The following is a 15733-nucleotide window of genomic DNA, read 5'->3' on the forward strand; positions in this document are numbered from 1 at the left end:
CTCGCCCGCTGCGCCGGGAGGGGCGGGAAACACCTGCGCCAGGTATCGGCGGCGCCGGCGATCCATCCGGCACCGCGCCCATCGCCCTACCCGGGGGACTGCCGGCCCTGGCGGGCCGGCGGGTCAGGCACCGCCTGACCCCTGCAGGACGGGGCCGGTGATACCGACCGGTGGCCGGTATCGGTCGCACCGGTGGTACTCGGCCCTGTTGTTGTGGAGGCGAGGCGCTGCCTCGCCCGCTGCGCCGGGAGGGGCGGGAAACACCTGCGCCAGGTATCGGCGGCGCCGGCGATCCATCCGGCACCATGCCCATCGCCCCACCGGGGGACTGCCGGCCCTGGCGTGCCGGCGGGTCAGGCAGCGTCTGACCCATCCAACGTGGGGGTGTGCGCCGTCCCCTCGCGTGCCGATCCCAGCAGGCGCACGCGCGCGGGCTCGCTATCGGGCTCGAGAACGATGCCGAGCAGGCAACGGGGCTGGTCGGCGACGTCGACCGCATTCTCGTGGAAAGCTGTCTCGCTGAAGGCTGGTGCGGGCTCACTGCGCCGTTCCGGCAGGCGGGCAAGCCGGTCTTCGCCATCGAGTACGTCGCGCACGGGACGAGCCTGGCGGACATCTGCCGGGAGGCCAGGCGCTTCGGACTGAGCGCGCAACTGAAGCGGCGCGAACTCGATGCCTGGTCGCGCCCCTGCTGGCGAGTGCGCGCTCAGACGATCGGTCGATAGGCGTCCGGATCGAGCGGTACCTCGATGACGAACGGTAAGCCGGCCTCGTTGGCGGCGAGCGCCTGGCGAGCCGCTGCGGCCAGTTCGTCGGGGGTTCGGGCCACTGTGCCGGCGCAGCCGCATGCTCGCGCGACGAGTACGCTATCGATCGGCTCGAAGTCGACACCGTAGCGGGGCAGGCCTCGGTTCTCCTGGCCGATGCGGATCAGCGAGTAGGAGCGATCGGCGATGACCAGGACGGTCAGGGGTGCACCGACGCGCCGGGCGGTCTCCAGTTCCTGGCAGACCATGGAGAACCCGCCGTCGCCGAGGACCGCCAGCACCGGCGCAGCGGGCCGTGCCAGCTTGGCCCCGATCGCCGCCGCGAGCCCGTACCCCATGCCGGACAAGCCGTTCGACATCCAGAACGTCTCCGGGTGACGGCTGGGCCAGAACTGACCGAAGAGATACTTGTGCGATCCCACGTCGGTCGTCACGATCGTTTCGGCTGGGAGGACGGCGGCCAGCGCCGCGACGATGTGCACGGGGGCGAGTCCCCGAGCAGGGGCCCGGCTTTCCCCGGCCGCGATGGCCGCTCGCTCCGCCTGGATCTCCCGAAACGGCTGCTCCCAACGGCGCGGTGGAGCCTGCTCGCCGAGTGCGGCGAGGAGCTCGTGGTGGTCGGAGAGAAGAAGATTGCGTCGCGGGAGGAGGCCTGTCGTCTGGGCCGATTCCAGGACCCAGAGCACCGGACGGTGCGCGTGCCAGGTCTTGTCCACCTCCACCGGGTCGAAGCCGAAGCCGACGAGGAGATCGGCTCGCTGCACGGCTTCGACCATGAGGTCGTCGATCGCCATCCCGCCGATGACGCCGACGAAGTCGAGTGCTGGGTCGCGCTCGTCCACCAGTCCCTTCGCCTTGGGCGTCACGGCGACCGGGAGGTGCCACGCGGCCAGCCAGTGCCGCAGCCCTGGCGCGTTTTCCGGCCGCACGCCCAGACCGACCACGACGAGCGGTCGCTCGGCCTCGGCTAGGCGACGCGCCAGTTCTTGGGCAGCGACTCGAGCGTCTTCCCGAGCCGTGACCGGTCGGGCGACCAGCGACTCCTCGTGCCGGATGCAGGCTGGGAGCACCGCATCTTCGGCCGACAGCGTGAGGTAACTCGGCCCCAGTGGCTCGCTCGTACAGGCGACGAGGGCACGCCGGACCGGGCGGTGCGGGTCGAGCGGCGTGACTGCCTCGACGTGCTTAGTGACCGGTCGGTAGACGTCGTGGAGAGGAAGTCGCTGGTGCGTGTGGCTCGGTGGCCAACTGGCAGGCAGGTCGGCGGTGATGGCGAGGAGCGGTTCGCGGTCGAGCCAAGCGTTGCTGACGGCGAGCAGGAGATTGGCTGCGCCGGGTCCCAACGTGGCGACGGCGAGGCCAGCGGTGCGGCGGAGCTTGCCGTAGACACCGGCGGCGATGCCGGCGACTGCCTCGTGCCGGCAGAGGGTGAAGGCGATCCCCGCGCGCCGCAGCGCGTCGATGAGCGCCAGTACCTCCCCACCGGGAAGCCCGAAGGCGCGGTCCACCCCAGCTGCTCGCAGTTCCTGGGCGACGACTTCGGCGACGGTCGTCATCGCTCCGCTCCTTCCCGCGGTCCGGTCGGCGGCAGTGTAGGGGACGGGACTGCTGGAGCGCAAGCAGTGGGACGGGATCCGGGCTGCCTGGCTCGTCACCGGGCGGGGTGGCTGCTCGACCGGCGGGCTGGTGCGCCGATCGGCGGCGGGCCCGGTAGTGGGCAGCCTGGCGATGCACCGACTGCGGCGCGTGATGCGGACGGCGGTCAGTGGCCGTCCGGCTCGCTCGCTCTCCCCGAGCTGCTGAGCGTCACCGTGGCGCCGAGGCGCAGGCCGCGGGCTGCGCCATCGGCGAAGTGCGCGCTGCGCACGACGATGTTCCAGTGGTTGGGAGCATGGGCGCCATCGAATCCGACCACCTCGCCGATCGCCTCCCCGTCCACGAAGCAGCGTGCGCCCACGGCGACGATTCCCCCGATGGGGAAGCGAACGAAGCCGAGATACGCGGCCCGGGCGACACGCTGTCCCGGTCGAGCGTCCGGTTGGTCGGTCACGCAGAGTTCGGCGATGGCACCATCGGGGAAGGCCCGCGAGCCGAACGGTTCCAGCTCCAGGTTGCGGTCGGGGAAGCTGACGGCCAAAACGGCGACCAGTTCGCCGACCAGCGGTCGGACCGCAGCGAACGGTCGCTCCGGAACGATGCCTCGCGCGTACGGTTCCCGATCGTGCGTCATCCTGCTCACCTCCTGCTTCGTCGCTGGCGGTATCATGGCCCAGGTGCAGCGCGCACGGTGCGCGCGGATCAGGGTAAAGCACGGGGAAGAGGCGAGATGTTCGGGCAGGCGCGCCATGTGCTTCAGGTCTGGGATTACCACCACGGCCAATCGACGCGCATCGTCGTCGCCGGTTGCCCACCGCTCCGCGGCCGGACCATCCGCGAGAAACAGGCGGACCTGGCGACCCGCTACGATCACGTGCGTGCCCTGATCGTGCGGGAGCCGCGTGGTCACCGCAACCTGCTGGGTGCCTTTCTCACCGAGCCGGAGCGACCGGAGAGTCATGCTGGCGTGATCTTCGTCCACCCCGATGGGTACTTCGATGCCTGCGGCGACTCGACGTTCAGCGTGGCGGTCGCGTTGGTGGAGAGCGGGCTGGTCCCGCGGACGACCGACGATGGTGAGCAGGAGCTGGTGCTCGATACCGTGCTCGGCCCGGTCCCGGTGCGCGTCACGCTGCGCGGTGGGCGAGTGGTCGCGGCGACCATGGCGAGTGGCCCCTCCTACGCGTTGGGGGCAGCGTCGCTCGAGACCGAGTTGGGTGCCGTGCCAGTGACGCTCGCCTGGGGCGGGCTGCTGTACGCGTTCGCCGATGCGACGGCGCTCGGTCTGGAACTCGGTGCCGAGCTCGCTCCAGCGGCACGCGAGCGCCTGCTCGACGTGGGGACGATGCTCTGGCAGGCGGCGCGGGCCCAGCTGCGGGCCGACGTGCCCGGCGTGGCGCAGGGGCGAGCGGTCGATCTGGTCACGCTAGTGCAGGAGCTGGACGAGGACGGTCGGCCGCTCGCGGTCGGTTCGACGGCGCAACCGTCGGGAGCACGCGTCGCCAACTTCTACGCGCCGCGCACGATGGGGCGCACCCCCTCGGGGACAGGGACAGCGGCGCGCGTGGCGGCGCTGGTGGCGAGCGGGCGATTGCCGCTCGGTGCGTCCTACTTCCACGAGAGTCCGGTGGGGTTGCGCTTCGCCGCGCGAGCGGTGCGCCGCGAGGGGGAGGCGATCCACAGCGAGATCAGCACCATGTCCTACTGCATGGGGATCGCGACGCTCGTCCTGCGCGACGATGATCCCTTCCCGACCGGCTTCCTGCTGTAGCGGGCGGCTGGCACTGTCCCGGCACGCTGACTGGGCGCACTGTCCTGCCGGTGTGCGGTGGACCGAGTCAGCCGGTGCCGGCTCCATGACTCAGCCGGAGCGCGACGACGCGGCGCTCGACTCTGCCGTCGGCCAGGCGTCGCCGGAGAAGGGAACGAGGGTGTGTCGGCGGGCTCGTCCCGGGAGCGGGAGACGAGCCAGGTCGCTCGCGGACCGAGCCGGTGCGTCGGTCTTCCCTGCCCGGCGGGCGGTGGGCCACGCTCCAGCTGCGTTGCGAAGCGTGCGGCCTCGGCTGCTCGGGCGGGAACCGTGCCGGCGCGGCAGACGGGGACAGCGGGGTGGGAGGAGCAGCCAGTTCCTGGTACTGGACAAGAGCGCTCGACTCGTGTAGGCTCCAAGACGACAACGGAGCGCCGCAAAGGCGGCGAAGAGGAGAGTACCCAGCGGGAGCGGTCCAGCGAGCCGCGGGTGGTGGAAAGGCGGCCCGTCACTGCTGGGGAAGAAGGCCTCGGAGCTGCGTCCCGAGCCGCATCGCGCGGGGTAGGCGACGACGGTGGCCCCCGTTATCGGGCGACACTCGGTGCGTGCCGAGTGGGCGAGGCCGCGACCCGCGAGGGCGCGGCGAAGCGGGGTGGTACCGCGAGACGGCACCGCTCGCCCCCGCCGGGGTGAGCGGTTTTCGTTTGCGAGGAGCGATCTCGTCGATGGAGCGAGTGGTCGAGCACCAGGATCGAACCAATGGACAGCGCCGGGGTGACCGGGCGAGGCGGCCAGTGTTGTCCTGGCCTGCGTGCTCGATCGACTCGCTGGTCCTCTTTTCTTCGAATCATCTCCCTGCCGAGCGAGAAAACGGCGTGCTCGTCCGCCAGGCTCGCTGCCTCGCGACCCACGGTGCCCAGCCGGACAAACGCGGGACGAAACGCTCGGCCTGAGCGTGGCCCGGTCCCGTCGGTGTCCGGTCGGTCGCAGTGGTGTCGGAGGTCAGTCGTGGAGCGCGTGCGTGTCGGACTCGTCTATGGACTCTTGCGAGCGGAAGAGCGGCTTTTGATCGCGGCGCTGGAGCAGCGCGGGGCGGTGGTCGAGCGGATCGTCGACCGGCAGCTGCGGCTCGAGCTGACCAGCCCGCCGCCGCGGTACGACGTGGTGGTGGAACGCTCGGTCAGCCAGCAACGGGGGCTCCACGTGGCCAGCGTTTTCGCGGCGTGGGGGATTCCGGTAGTCAATCCACCGTCCCTCTTGGAAGTGTGCAACGACAAGCTGCGGACGACGGCGCTGCTGGCCGCGGCTGGCATCCCGCAGCCGCGGGTGATGGTGGCCTTCAGTCCGGACGAAGCACTGGCGGCAGCCGACGAACTGGGGTACCCGGTGGTGATCAAGCCGCCGTTGGGATCCTGGGGTCGGCTCTTGGCGCGCGTGCACAGTCGGCGCGCGGCCGAGGAGCTGCTGCGGCACAAGCGGATGCTCGGCGGTTTTCACCACGGGACGCTGTACGTGCAAGAGTGGGTACCCAAGCCGGGTCGGGACATCCGCGCCTTCGTCGTCGGCGAGGAGACGATCTGCGCCATCTACCGGACCTCCGACCACTGGGTCACCAACACGGCGCGCGGTGGTCGCGCGTCCAACTGCCCGGTGACACCGGAACTGGCTGACCTGTGCGGGCGGGTCGCACGAGCGCTGGGTGGCGGCGTCCTGGCGGTCGACGTGCTGGAGCATCCCGAGCGCGGTCTCCTGGTCAACGAGGTCAACGCGACGATGGAGTTCCGCAACTCGATCGCGCCGACCGGGGTCGATATTCCGGGACGGGTCGCCGATTACGTGCTGGCGGTGGCACGGGCCGAGCGACCGCTCTCGCTGGCCGCGGCCTCCTGAGCGGCCGCGCGCCCTGTCAGGGTACCCAGCCTCAGCGCTGAGCCGCCGGACTGGGGGAGCGGCCGGTGCGCCGTGCCTGGTCTCCTGGCGATCGCTGAGCTGGCTGTATTCGCCTTTCCCCGTCGATCGAGCAGCCTGTCTCGTTTCCGTCGTTTCCACGCGGCGGAGCCGATCCTCTGCCGAACGGACGGTTGCGCGTGCGGCTGGATCGTGCCATGCTGGTCGGCGAAGTGCGTCGAAGACACGAGGGGGTGGGCGATGGACGAGCCGATGCGACCGCGCGCGCTCGGCCCGGCGCGCCAGGTGGACATCGAGACGGCGGGCTGGATCGCACTGGCGCTGGAGGCGATCTTCGGCTACTTCGGCATTCTCGGTGTCGGTCACGCCTACGCGGGGCGGTTGGCGCGAGCGATCGGGCTGTTGATCGGCTGGTGGGTGGTGCTGGTGCTGCTCGGGGCACTGACCGGTCTCACTCTCGGTGTGGCCACCTGCTTCGTCTTGCCGATCTGGGTAGCGGTTCCGGTCATCTCCGGTCTCCTGGCGCGGCGGACGGTGCTGGCCGAGGGGGCACCGGCAGCTGGGCTGCGGTCTTCGGCTTGGCTGGGGTGGGCTGTCTGGGTGTCCTGACGCTGATCTGTCTCGTGGTGGCGCTCCTCGGCGGGCTCGGCGCGCTGCTCGGCGGGCTGCTCGGCGCAGCGAGCGAGTGACCGGGCGGTGCGTCGTGGCCGGGCGTGGACGGCGCGGTCGATTGCCGCGCCGGGTGGCGCGGCCGGGCGAGGCAGCGCCTCGCCCCTACGAGGCCGGGACGACCCATCCCCGGTCGGGCACAAGGGCATCACCGCGACGCGCGCCCCCCGTTTGTAGGGGTCAGGCGCTGCCTGACCCATCCGGCCCGGCAGGGCCGGCAGACCGCCACCGGGGCCCGTCGGCCATCTGCCAGGCCCATCGCCGCCGGCCGACATGTGCCACGGCATTTCCCGCGCCATCCGGCGCGGCCGGGCGAGGCAGCGCCTCGCCCCTACGCAGGTGGGGCGGTTGCACTCGGCGAGGCACATGTCTACCCCACGGTTGGGCGGCACGATCTCGTCCTGTAGGGGTCAGGCGGTGCCTGACCCGCCGGCCCGCGAGGGCCGGGGTTCCCCGGGCCGAGCGGCGCGCGGCCTCGGCCGGATTCCACCGAACGGGGGCGTGGAGCCCGGTGGCCATGCTGTCCAGCGTACCCTCCGGCGTCGGTGCCGGCCGCCGCGATCCGGTCGCCTGGCGCGCTCGTGCCGGCGGGAATGCCGGATCGGTCAGCGATCCAAGGGGAGGAATCATCCTTATAATAACGTAGAGCGACAAACGAGAGGGAGCAACGTGCATGGCGTTCACGGTCGAGGACTTCCAGGATCTGGTGCGGTTGCTCGCGCAGCACCCGGAATGGCGGAGCGAGTTGCGACGCTTGCTGCTGAGCGAGGAGCTCTTGACGGTTCCCGAGCGGCTGGCCCGCGCTGAGCAGCTCCTGGCCGAGTCGGTCCGGCGCGACGAGGAGCGCTCGCGCCAAGTGGCGGAGCTGATCGAGGCGGTGCGCGAGAATACGCGGCAGATCGCTGAGCTGCGGGAGACGGTTGCTGAGCAGACCCGGCAGATCGCCGAGCTGCGCGTGGTGGTGCAGGAGCATACCCGGCAGATCGCTGAGCTGCGGGAGACGGTCGCTGAGCACTCGCGGCAGATCGAAAGGCTCAGCGAGACGGTGCAAATCCTCTCCCAGCGGTTAGATAAAGTGGCTGAGCGTGCGGACATGGCACTCGGCGAACTCCTGGAATTGCGGGCCGAGCGCCGGCTCAGCTCGTGGCTGGGGCGGCTCCTGCGCGGTATCCGGGTGCGGCCGCCCGGTGAGTGGGAGCGTGAGCTGCGCCCCCTGCTGAGCCCGGACGCGTTCGCGCGCCTGCTCGATGCCGACCTGCTCGCCCGGGGACGTCTCGCGTTGGATGGACAGCGCGAGATCTGGCTGGTCGTCGAGGTGTCGCGTGTCGTCGATGCCCAAGACGTCTCGCGCGCTTGGGGATGGGCACGGCTGCTGCGTCAGGCTGGCCTCGTGGCGGTGCCGGTCGTGTTGGGGGGAGTCCTGACCGGTGAGGCGGAGGAGTCCGTGGCGCGCGAGCGGGTGCTCTTCGTCGAAGCGACCCTCCAGCGGGTGCAGGTGCACGGGTGGGAGGCAGCCCGCGAGCGCTGGGTCGCTTGACACGACTGGTCCGGATGGATGGTCAGGGGAGCGGGGTATCGCCCCCGCTCCCCTGTTCTGGCGCGGTCGGGGCGAGCCAGGGTCGGTCGCTGACCGGTGCTGGTCGTGGCTCGTCACTGCCAGCGGAAGCGCCAGCTGGCCGTGGCGAGCGAGCCAGCGGTCCAAGCGGCGAGGAGGAGCAGTGCGCGCCAGTGATCCGACCACGGTTCGGTGGTCCAGGCGGCACGGAGCAGGGTCACGATCGGGGTAGCCGGGAGGAACTCGGCGATCTGCCGCACGCGTTCGGGCAGGATCTCCGGTGGGAGCGCCATGCCGGAGAAGAACGCCATCGGGTAGAAGACGACGAAGGCGACGACCAGCGCCGTGCGTGCGCTGGGGACGAGAGCAGCGAGCGCGCAGCCGAAGGCCATCATCGCCAGGAAGCCGAGGATCCCTGCCGCGAGGGCGCTCGGGAGCGATCCGGCAAAACGGAGCCCATAACCGAGTTCAGCGGTCAGCAGGAGGAGGCTGATGCCGAGCGCGCTCAGGAGGCGCGAGCGGCGAGTTGGCTGGCCAAGAGCGCGGCGGGCGAGATCGGGGTGAGGGCCAGTTGGCGGAGCACACCGCGTTCTCGGTAGGCGGCCAGCGCGATGGGGAGGTTGAAGACGGCGACCGTGGAGATGACCATGGCGATATAGCCGGGCACGGCCAGGTCGATGACGCCGAAGCCGCCGCTCTCTGGACGCGGTGCGTTGCCGTAGATGCTCCCGAAGATGACGACCAGGAGCGGCGGGAAGACGAGGGAGAAGAAGGCGCTGAAGGGTTCGCGCAATTCGAGGAGGAACTCGGTCAGTGTCAAGCGAACGAGGCCGCGCATGACTCACTGCTCCTCTCGAGTGACCGCTGTGCCCGTGAGGACGAGGTAGGCGTCTTCGAGTCGACCGCTGGAGACGCGCAGCTCCCGCAGGGGGACCTGGTGTTCGACGAGGCAGTGGACGACGGCGGCGACGGTGCGGTCGTCGTCGGCGTGGACGACGACTGTCGCGTCTTCGCGTTGGATCCGGCGCACACCGGGAAGGGACTGCAGCGGCGGCAGCGGAGCGCCTTCCGGGATCCGAACGCTCACGCGCAGGCTCCCGACGACACGGGCGATCAGGCGCGATGGGGTATCGAGCGCGACGATCCGGCCCTGGTGGAAGACGGCGACGCGGTCGCACAGTTCCTCCGCTTCGTCCATGAGGTGGGTGCTCAACAGGATCGTGGTGCCGCGTGCCCGGGTGGCGCGGACGAGTTGCCAAACAGCGCGACGGCCGTGCGGGTCGAGTCCGGTGCTCAGCTCGTCGAGGAAGAGGAGACGGGGGTCGTGCAGCAGGGCGAGGAGCAGAAAGAGGCGTTGCTTCTGCCCACCGCTGAGCTTGGCGACGGGGGTGCGCAGCTGCTGGCTGAGTCCGAGTTGGTCGAGCAGCGGGCGCGGGTCGAGCGTGCGGGGGTAGAGGCTCGCGAACAAGGCGATCGCCTCACCGGCGCGCAAGCGGTCGGGCAGCGCGCTCTCCTGCAGCTGCACACCGATTTGGGATGCCAGGCGACGGCGCTCGCGCCAGGGGTCGTACCCGAGGACTCGGACGGTGCCGGCGTCGGGTCGGCGCAATCCTTCCAGACACTCGATGGTCGTCGTCTTGCCAGCACCGTTCGGGCCGACGATACCGAAGATCTCACCGTCCTGAACGGTGAAGCTCACGCCCGCCACCGCGACGACCTGGCCATACGTCTTGCGGAGGTCCGCGACCTCGACGACGTTCACGCGGAGCCTCCTCTCTCGTCGGAACCGTCGTGATCGCCAGGGAGGGAGTCGGCTGGGAGCGGCGACTGGCCGCTCAAGAGCGCGACGAGTGCGGCACGATAGCGCTCGAAGGCTGCGCGACCATACGGCGTGAGCGCGAGAAAGGTGCGCGGCTTGCGCCCGACGAACGTCTTGCGGACACGGATGTAGCCAGCTTCTTCCAAGCGCAGCAAATGGGTGCTCAGGTTGCCGTCGGTGAGGCCGAGTAGGTCGCGGAGCGCGGTGAACTCGATCTCGCTCTCCGGCGCGAGCGCAGCCAGCGCGGCCATGATGCGCAGGCGCGTCGGCTGGTGGATGCGATCATCGAGCGTCATCGCGACTGCTCCACCAGAGCCAGAGACTGCCGGTGACCAGGGCACCGCCACCGAGGAGGCCGACCGACAGCGCGAAGGGAACGGGGCCGAGGAGGAGGCCGACGACGGCGACCGCGGTGACGAAGAGCCCGAGGACAGCCATGAAGCGAGTGATCCAGATGCCGTAGAGGACGTAGCCGGCCATGATGGCGGTAACCAGGACGAAGCTGGCCAACTCGGGATCGCGCGGGAAGAGGAGCGAGGCCCACAGGACGAGATAGCCACTGGCGACAGCCCAGGAGAGCCCGATGCGGCGACCCTGCGGGGAGCGCAGGCGGCGCGCTGCGACGAGCTGCGTACCGAAGGAGACCGCCAGCCCGAGTGTGACCAGTCCGATCCAGAGCAGGGTCAGCGCGTCGCCGGTGAGCACGAGGCTGGCCGGGTAGCCGACGAGCCAGACCAGTCCCCAGACGGCGAGGCTCGGTGCCAGCGTCCAGCGGAGGACGGCTCGTCGGACAGTCTGTTGGGTGCGGGCGATAGTGGTGAGCGCTTCTTCCGGTTCCGGCCGCTGCACGGTGACCCTCCGGTCGGTGCGATGCCGCTGTGGAGTGCTTTGTAACACAAAGTACTCCGTCTTTGTGATGTCGTCAAGGGGTGGAGCCCGTGCTGTTCGAGGAGGCGGGGATCGCGCGGATCGGGGGCGCTCGCGTAGCGGACGGGTGGCAGTGGCGCGCGAGTGCGGGTAGTGCGGCTGACTGGCGAACGCGGGGAGGCTGGAAGGGGAAGTCGCCCGTTGTTCGGATCTGCAGCACACAGCGTCCGGCTTCTCGAATGGAGGGTTAGAATCAGGGCGAGTGGATCGGTATCGTCGTGGTACTGAGGAGGCAAGCGATGGGTGCGGTGGAGTACCGTCCAGGGTTGGAGGGCGTGATCGCCACCGAAACGGCGATTTCCTATCTCGATGTCGACCACGAGGAGATCGTCGTCCGCGGCTACAACCTGCTCGACCTGGCGCGGCAGCGGACCTACGTGGACGTCGTGGGGCTCCTGGTGAATGGCCAGCTGCCGACCGAGGCGGAGCGAGCGGCACTGGAGCAGCAGCTGCTGGCCGTGGCCGACGTGCCGGCGGAGATCTGGCAGATCTTGCGGCTGCTGCCGCGCGAGATGGATGCCATGGACCGCTTGCGCACGGCGGTCTCGGCGCTGGGTGGCTGGGATCAGGCAGCCAACTCGGCGGATCCGGAGCAGGACCGGCAGAGCGGCTTCCGGGTCATCGCGCAGTCAGCGACGATCGTGGCCAACCTGATCCGGGTCGCCGAAGGGGGTGAGCCGCTGCTGCCTGACCGGCGCCGTTCCTATCCGGAGAACTTCCTCTGGATGATCGTCGGGCGGGATCCTGATCCGGCCGAGGTGCGCGCCTTCGATCAGACGCTGATCGCCTATGCCGAGCACGAGCTCCCGAACTCGACCTTCGCGGCGCGGGTCATCGCCTCGACGCTGGCTGACCTCTACGGTGCCTTGACCGGCGCGGTCGCCTCGCTCAAGGGGCGCTTGCACGGCGGTGCGAACGAGGCAGTGATGGAGATGTTGCTCGAAGCCGGTGACGAGGACGGCTTGGAGCGGCTGATCCGCGAGAAGTTGGCCCGCAAGGAGCGGATCATGGGCTTCGGCCACCGGGTCTACATGCGGCGGATGGACCCGCGGGCACAGCTGCTCAAAGAAACGCTGGCGGCGCTGGTGGCGCAAAAGGGGGACCCGGAGGGGGAGAAGCTGGTCCGCATGTGCCAGCGCGGCGAGGACGTGATGCGCGCCGAGAAGGGACTCTTCCCGAACCTGGATTATTACGCGGCACCCGTCTATTGGGTGCTCGGGATCCCGATCGAACTCTATACGCCGATCTTCTTCGCAGCCCGCACCGCGGGGCTGGTCGCGCATGTGGTCGAGCAGCACGCGCACAATCGGCTCTTCCGGCCGCGCGTGCTCTATACCGGCCCGCGTGGACTCAAGCCGTGACGCTGGGACGAGAGGGAGGAAGACCGTGGGCGAGACAGCCAGCGGGGCGCGGCCAGCACCGGACGCGGTGCTGGTGGAGATCGCGCGCTACGTGCTGGAAGCGGAGATCACGAGTCCGGTCGCAGCCGAGACGGCTCGGCTGGCCTTGGCCGATTCGCTGGCCTGCGCCTGCGAGGCGCTGGTCCATCCCGATTGCACCGAGCTCATCGGACCAGTCGCGCCCGGGACCATCGTGCCGGGTGGCGTCAAGGTCCCGGGGACGAGCCTGGTGCTGGATCCGGTCGCGGGAGCTTTCGCCATCAGCGCGCTGATCCGTTGGCTGGACTACAACGACACCTGGCTAGCCAAGGAGTGGGGCCATCCCTCGGACAATTTCGGCGCGATCCTGGCGGTCGCCGATTACGTGAGTCGGCAACGGCGGGCGCGCGGTGAGCAGCCGTACCGTGTGCGCGATGTCCTGACCGCGGCGATCAAGGCATACGAGATCCAGGGCGTGCTGGCGCTCGAAAACAGCTTGAACCGGGTCGGGTTCGATCATGTCCAGTTCGTCAAGGTCGCCTCGGCGGCCGTGGCAGCAGCGCTCTGGGGTGGCGGGTTCGCGGAGGTGGTGAGCGCGGTCTCCAATGCCTGGGTCGACGGGCCAGCGTTGCGGACCTATCGGCACTTTCCCAATACGGGTCCGCGCAAATCGTGGGCCGCGGCCGATGCGACGAGCCGAGCGGTCCGGCTCGCCTGGCTCGCGTTGCGGGGCGAGCCCGGGTATCCGACGGCACTGAGCGCACCGCAGTGGGGGTTCCAGGACGTGGTCCTGCGGGGTCAACCGGTGGTCCTGGCGCGACCGCTGGGGAGCTACGTCATGGAGAACGTGCTCTTCAAGATCGCTTTCCCCGCTGAGTTTCATGGCCAGACGGCTGTGGAGGCGGCCCTGCGCTTGCATCCGCTGGTGCGCGACCGGCTGGAGGAGATCGCCGAGATCGTCATCGAGACGCAAGAATCGGCCAAGCGGATCATCGACAAGCCGGGACCGTTCGCCAATCCGGCCGACCGCGACCACTCGCTGCAGTACATGACAGCGGTGGCGTTGCTCTACGGCGAACTCCGCTACGAGCACTATCTGGAGCCGATCGCCTCCGATCCGCGCATCCCGGCCCTCATCGCCACGATGCGCGTGGTCGAGAACCCGGAGTTCAGTCGGGACTACCTCGATCCCGAGAAGCGGTCGATCGCCAATGCGGTACAGGTCGTCTTCCGCGACGGAAGCCGGACCGAGCGGGTCCTGGTCGAGTATCCGATCGGGCATCCGAGGCGGCGAGCCGAAGGGCTTCCGCTCTTGCGGCAGAAGCTGGCGCGGGCGCTCCGCCTGGTCTATCCCGAGCGGCGGGCAGCTGCGTTGGAGCAGCTCTTGCTCGACGATCCGGAGTTGCCTGAGCTGGCGGTCGACCAGCTGTTGGATGCTTTGCACCGGGGGTGAGGGATGAGCTGGATCCGGCAGCAGCCGCGGACGCAACGGGAACTGGCAGGGGCGTTCCGTGAGCGGGTCGCAGGCGGGCTGGTCGTTTTGCCGGGCGTCTACGACGGGCTCTCGGCACTCCTGGCGCGTGCCGCTGGCTTTCCAGCCCTCTATCTCTCGGGTGCCGCGCTGACGGCGAGCCGGGGGCTTCCCGACCTGGGGATGATCGGGCTGGAGGAAGTGGTCGAACGGGCCAGCGAGATCGTGCGGGCGACCGAACTCCCGCTGATCGTCGATATCGACACCGGGTACGGTGGGGTGCTCAATGCGGCCCGGGCCGCGCGGGAGCTAGTCGAGGCACGCGTGGCGGGGGTCCAGATCGAGGACCAGCAGCAGCCGAAGAAGTGCGGGCATCTCTCGGCCAAGCTTCTGGCGCCAGCCGAAGAGTTGGAGCAGAAGGTGCGGGCGATCAAGGCGGTCGCTCCCGACCTCTACGTGATCGCCCGGACCGATGCCTACGAGCAGGAAGGGCTCGCGGGAGTGATCGCGCGAGCGCGCCGCTATCTCGCGGCGGGGGCCGACGCGATCTTCCCGGAGGCGCTGCCGAGCGAGGAGGCGTTCCGGGCGGTGGCCGAGGCCTTGCCAGGAGTCACGCTGCTGGCCAACCTGACCGAGTTCGGTCGAACGCCCGCCTTCACGGCGGCCCAGGTGGCGGACTGGGGCTACCGGATCGCGTTGTTCCCGGTCTCGGCTCTCCGGGTGGCTGCCAAGGCGATGGAGCGGCTCTACCGGACACTGGCTGCGGAAGGGACGACGCGCGGGCTGGTGGGGGAGATGCAGACGCGGGCGGAACTGTACGAGCTGCTCGGCTACTTCGCCTACGAGGAGTTCGACGCGACGCTGGCGCGCTCGACCCTGCCGGAGTGGGAGGTCGGACGCGAGGGGTGAGGAGGCCGGCAGCGCTCGGACGGCGCTCGGTGAAGGGTTTTCCCTCCGAGCAGGGCGACGAGCCGATCGCGGTGGATCGGATCCGTCAGCGGCGGCCGCGTCGGGCGGTCGCGGCGTCGACGGTGAGGTGGACAGCTTCGGCGGTGACCGAGCCGATCCACTCGGCTGGAATGTGGAGCGGTTCGCCGCCGGAGAGGCCGGGATCGACAGCTAGGCTCACGATCTCCCCGACCTGGTGGCGACGGATCCCGGTCGCTGCGGGAGGTCCAGCGTGGATCCTGGCGACGGACTCGGCGTGAAGAGGTTTCTCGCGAGTGGATGTACTCGGGAGTGTGACTGACCCCCGGGGATTGCAGGTGGAGCTTCCTGCCTCTGCCTGGGAGCATATCCGGCAGAGGCCAGGGCGAGGATTGGTGCGTCTCGAGCACGTCCTCGAGACGATCGAGGATCCACTCCTGATTGCACAGGATCGAAACTTTCCCACACGAGAGTGTTATTATCGAGCGGCGAGCGAACTCGGGCTGCCGGTCGCTGCATACCTGAAAGTCGTTGTGGATCGGGGATGGCATCCGGCGCGTGTGGTAACGGCCTACCCAGTCGATCGGCTGCACCGGTCCGAGGAGCCGGTCTGGAGGCGCGAACAGTGAGCGTGTACGAGTACCGTCCCAAAGTTCCCTCGCGCGATCAGCTGCGCGAGTCGATGCGTACGGGATCTCTCCGAGTCGTCTTCGATTCGACGGCCGATGAGCTGCTCGTGTTCTGGCGCGAGTGCGAGCGTCCAGCGGTGAGCATCTTTCTCGCCGAACCGGACTGGCTGGCGCTCCTCGTCGATCCCGATACGCACGAGGTCATCGGGTTCCACATCGAGGCGTTCCGTCAGCGTGCGGTGCGAGAAGCGCCCGAGCTGGCGGCTCTGCTGGCGCATGCTCCCCGCGATGGTGATTCCGCCGCTCTCGGCACAGCGGAGACGCTGGCCGATCTCC

General features: G+C 69.6%; 19 protein-coding genes. 11 read left to right on the top strand and 8 right to left on the bottom strand.

Going from position 1 to position 15733, the window contains the following annotated elements; all coding sequences use genetic code 11:
* The first annotated feature begins 386 nt into the window (after window positions 1–386).
* Window positions 387–725: an endo alpha-1,4 polygalactosaminidase gene (locus tag ACWIVK_RS12125; protein WP_448576981.1), complete on the top strand. Its 339-nt coding sequence runs from the start codon at window positions 387–389 to the stop codon at window positions 723–725.
* On the opposite strand, the gene ACWIVK_RS12130 is transcribed toward ACWIVK_RS12125, so the two are convergent.
* Complete coding sequence (locus ACWIVK_RS12130) at window positions 707–2323, bottom strand: thiamine pyrophosphate-binding protein (protein ID WP_448576982.1); 1617 nt, start codon at window positions 2321–2323, stop codon at window positions 707–709. The two genes, ACWIVK_RS12125 and ACWIVK_RS12130, sit on opposite strands and share 19 nt — an antisense overlap.
* A 206-nt stretch (window positions 2324–2529) precedes the next feature.
* Window positions 2530–2997 (bottom strand): DUF6917 domain-containing protein, encoded by a 468-nt coding sequence (locus tag ACWIVK_RS12135; protein ID WP_448576983.1) that lies wholly within the window; start codon window positions 2995–2997, stop codon window positions 2530–2532.
* A gap of 96 nt (window positions 2998–3093) precedes the next feature.
* On the opposite strand from ACWIVK_RS12135, the gene ACWIVK_RS12140 reads away from it, so the two are divergent.
* From ACWIVK_RS12140 to ACWIVK_RS12160, 5 genes are all read left to right on the top strand, one after another.
* Complete coding sequence (locus ACWIVK_RS12140) at window positions 3094–4134, top strand: proline racemase family protein (protein ID WP_448576984.1); 1041 nt, start codon at window positions 3094–3096, stop codon at window positions 4132–4134.
* A 704-nt stretch (window positions 4135–4838) separates the two neighbouring features.
* Window positions 4839–5066, top strand: coding sequence for a hypothetical protein (locus tag ACWIVK_RS12145; RefSeq protein ID WP_448576986.1), 228 nt, complete (start codon window positions 4839–4841; stop codon window positions 5064–5066).
* A gap of 55 nt (window positions 5067–5121) precedes the next feature.
* Entirely contained in the window at window positions 5122–6003 is an 882-nt protein-coding gene (lysX, locus tag ACWIVK_RS12150) for a lysine biosynthesis protein LysX (RefSeq protein ID WP_448576987.1), read from the top strand.
* 258 nt (window positions 6004–6261) lie between these two features.
* Window positions 6262–6630, top strand: a complete 369-nt coding sequence (locus ACWIVK_RS12155; protein WP_448576988.1) for a hypothetical protein — start codon at window positions 6262–6264, stop codon at window positions 6628–6630.
* A 733-nt stretch (window positions 6631–7363) separates the two neighbouring features.
* Window positions 7364–8227, top strand: a complete 864-nt coding sequence (locus ACWIVK_RS12160) for a hypothetical protein (protein ID WP_448576989.1) — start codon at window positions 7364–7366, stop codon at window positions 8225–8227.
* 113 nt (window positions 8228–8340) lie between these two features.
* On the opposite strand, the gene ACWIVK_RS12165 is transcribed toward ACWIVK_RS12160, so the two are convergent.
* The 5 genes from ACWIVK_RS12165 to ACWIVK_RS12185 are packed head-to-tail and all read right to left on the bottom strand — an operon-like array spanning window position 8341 to window position 10913.
* Window positions 8341–8754, bottom strand: a complete 414-nt coding sequence (locus ACWIVK_RS12165) for an ABC transporter permease (protein WP_448577004.1) — start codon at window positions 8752–8754, stop codon at window positions 8341–8343.
* The gene (locus tag ACWIVK_RS12170) at window positions 8751–9083 is read right to left on the bottom strand and encodes an ABC transporter permease (RefSeq protein ID WP_448576990.1); all 333 of its coding nucleotides are present in this window, start codon (window positions 9081–9083) and stop codon (window positions 8751–8753) included. Before ACWIVK_RS12170 ends, ACWIVK_RS12165 begins: the two co-directional genes overlap by 4 nt.
* 3 nt (window positions 9084–9086) lie before the next feature.
* Window positions 9087–10007 carry an ABC transporter ATP-binding protein gene (locus tag ACWIVK_RS12175; RefSeq protein WP_448576991.1) on the bottom strand — a complete coding sequence of 307 codons (921 nt, stop codon included), beginning with the start codon at window positions 10005–10007 and terminating at the stop codon, window positions 9087–9089.
* Window positions 10004–10360 (bottom strand): winged helix-turn-helix domain-containing protein, encoded by a 357-nt coding sequence (locus ACWIVK_RS12180; protein WP_448576993.1) that lies wholly within the window; start codon window positions 10358–10360, stop codon window positions 10004–10006. Before ACWIVK_RS12180 ends, ACWIVK_RS12175 begins: the two co-directional genes overlap by 4 nt.
* Entirely contained in the window at window positions 10347–10913 is a 567-nt protein-coding gene (locus ACWIVK_RS12185) for a hypothetical protein (RefSeq protein ID WP_448576995.1), read from the bottom strand. The genes ACWIVK_RS12180 and ACWIVK_RS12185 overlap by 14 nt, the downstream gene beginning before the upstream one ends.
* A gap of 317 nt (window positions 10914–11230) precedes the next feature.
* On the opposite strand from ACWIVK_RS12185, the gene mmgD reads away from it, so the two are divergent.
* Genes mmgD through prpB form a run of 3 tightly spaced genes read left to right on the top strand, consistent with a single transcriptional unit; the run spans window position 11231 to window position 14750 of the window.
* Entirely contained in the window at window positions 11231–12352 is a 1122-nt protein-coding gene (gene mmgD, locus ACWIVK_RS12190) for a citrate synthase (RefSeq protein WP_448576996.1), read from the top strand.
* A gap of 25 nt (window positions 12353–12377) precedes the next feature.
* Window positions 12378–13823: a bifunctional 2-methylcitrate dehydratase/aconitate hydratase gene (locus ACWIVK_RS12195; RefSeq protein WP_448576998.1), complete on the top strand. Its 1446-nt coding sequence runs from the start codon at window positions 12378–12380 to the stop codon at window positions 13821–13823.
* A 3-nt stretch (window positions 13824–13826) separates the two neighbouring features.
* The gene (gene prpB, locus ACWIVK_RS12200; RefSeq protein WP_448576999.1) at window positions 13827–14750 is read left to right on the top strand and encodes a methylisocitrate lyase; all 924 of its coding nucleotides are present in this window, start codon (window positions 13827–13829) and stop codon (window positions 14748–14750) included.
* An 85-nt stretch (window positions 14751–14835) separates the two neighbouring features.
* Here the strand turns inward: prpB and ACWIVK_RS12205 are convergent, their stop codons facing one another.
* Window positions 14836–14970, bottom strand: coding sequence for a hypothetical protein (locus ACWIVK_RS12205; protein ID WP_448577000.1), 135 nt, complete (start codon window positions 14968–14970; stop codon window positions 14836–14838).
* Window positions 14971–15064: 94 nt separating this feature from the next.
* On the opposite strand from ACWIVK_RS12205, the gene ACWIVK_RS12210 reads away from it, so the two are divergent.
* Entirely contained in the window at window positions 15065–15397 is a 333-nt protein-coding gene (locus ACWIVK_RS12210) for a beta-N-acetylhexosaminidase (protein ID WP_448577001.1), read from the top strand.
* On the top strand, window positions 15394–15733 hold a 340-nt coding region (locus ACWIVK_RS12215; protein WP_448577003.1), incomplete at its 3' end, for a hypothetical protein. The genes ACWIVK_RS12210 and ACWIVK_RS12215, both read left to right, overlap by 4 nt.

It is taken from the genome of Thermomicrobium sp., assembly GCF_053493975.1.

Coding starts and splice junctions, on each gene's coding strand:
- ACWIVK_RS12130 (WP_448576982.1), bottom strand. CDS start 2,323: ATGACGACCGTCGCCGAAGTCGTCGCCCAGGAACTGCGAGCAGCTGGG.
- ACWIVK_RS12180 (WP_448576993.1), bottom strand. CDS start 10,360: ATGACGCTCGATGATCGCATCCACCAGCCGACGCGCCTGCGCATCATG.
- ACWIVK_RS12135 (WP_448576983.1), bottom strand. CDS start 2,997: ATGACGCACGATCGGGAACCGTACGCGCGAGGCATCGTTCCGGAGCGA.
- ACWIVK_RS12145 (WP_448576986.1), top strand. CDS start 4,839: ATGGAGCGAGTGGTCGAGCACCAGGATCGAACCAATGGACAGCGCCGG.
- mmgD (WP_448576996.1), top strand. CDS start 11,231: ATGGGTGCGGTGGAGTACCGTCCAGGGTTGGAGGGCGTGATCGCCACC.
- ACWIVK_RS12155 (WP_448576988.1), top strand. CDS start 6,262: ATGGACGAGCCGATGCGACCGCGCGCGCTCGGCCCGGCGCGCCAGGTG.
- ACWIVK_RS12140 (WP_448576984.1), top strand. CDS start 3,094: ATGTTCGGGCAGGCGCGCCATGTGCTTCAGGTCTGGGATTACCACCAC.
- ACWIVK_RS12170 (WP_448576990.1), bottom strand. CDS start 9,083: ATGCGCGGCCTCGTTCGCTTGACACTGACCGAGTTCCTCCTCGAATTG.
- prpB (WP_448576999.1), top strand. CDS start 13,827: ATGAGCTGGATCCGGCAGCAGCCGCGGACGCAACGGGAACTGGCAGGG.
- ACWIVK_RS12160 (WP_448576989.1), top strand. CDS start 7,364: ATGGCGTTCACGGTCGAGGACTTCCAGGATCTGGTGCGGTTGCTCGCG.